Source organism: Pseudanabaena sp. 'Roaring Creek' (assembly GCF_001402795.1).
Lineage (GTDB): Bacteria > Cyanobacteriota > Cyanobacteriia > Pseudanabaenales > Pseudanabaenaceae > Pseudanabaena.
Map to the genome: position 1 here is coordinate 1 of NZ_LIRE01000592.1, position 963 is coordinate 963.

The window sequence follows — 963 nt, forward strand, 5'->3', positions numbered from 1 at the left end:
ATCCGCAAGAGCCTAAGTGGGCTTAATGAAATATAAAACCCTAATACCAATTCCCAAAAGTGTGGCTACACTTTTGGGAATTGAAAACCAAACCCAGTAATGGTTTTAAAATCACAAAATGGCTACGCCATTTTGTGATTTGGTATAAAACCTGCGGCGCTTACGCAGCGTGCGCCGCAGGTTTTAGATCTGGATTTTAATTATGCTGAGGGTACTTAATAGGACAGATTTATAAAAAAAATTTGAAAGTGGCGATCGCCTTTGGCTAAAGCGTTGTTTTAATCCTTGTAAATTTGCGATCGCATCGTACAAATATTTATGCAATGATAAAAGTACGCAGAAAAAAGCCCACTGTTTCCAGCAGGCTTGGCATTTTTGTGTTGAGTGCGGATATCTTAAATCATTTTGCGGTCAAAGATATTAAGTTTTTTGCCAGTTTAAATGATTTTTTTGCGATCGCCAGTCGCAATGCCTCCAAAAGACCATTAGCAGTAAGTACTGCTAATGGTCTTAACCTAATCACAGATTTTGCAATCCTGATATGCCTGAAGAAGCCAAACTCCAATCTCCTCAAGACGCAGCACCATCGCCTTTTAAAAATCTCACAGGAGCCGCAATCTCCGCGACGATCGCCACTGGACTTTACTCATTTACCAATATGGTGGCGCATAAGCTTGCGACAGCTCCATTACAGACGACAAATACCCTCGCCAATAGGTTGGCTACTCTCGTCCGAACGCTGCTATTAGCGCTCGGTTCGGGCGCAACAATGATTTTTGCAGCGATCGCCTTGGGGTTGGTATTACTCACCATTAAGCAAGTATTTACTACTATCTTTCGGAAACCTCAAGCATAAATATAGTTGTTTTAAATAACTTGTAGACGGGCTTCGACTTCGCTCAGCCCTCGGTGTAAGCTAGCTGAGCGAAGTCGAAGCTGTAGTTTTTATTTGAATTATCTATA

General features: G+C 41.6%; 1 protein-coding gene. It reads left to right on the forward strand.

From position 1 onward, the window contains the following. Window positions 1-541: 541 nt before the first annotated feature. On the forward strand, window positions 542-856 hold the full coding sequence (locus AC805_RS16680) for a DUF3082 domain-containing protein (RefSeq protein WP_055076452.1): 315 nt from the start codon (window positions 542-544) through the stop codon (window positions 854-856). The last annotated feature ends 107 nt before the right edge of the window (window positions 857-963 follow it).

Excerpts from the sequence above, each read along its gene's own strand:
- AC805_RS16680 (WP_055076452.1), top strand. The coding sequence starts at position 542 with ATGCCTGAAGAAGCCAAACTCCAATCTCCTCAAGACGCAGCACCATCG.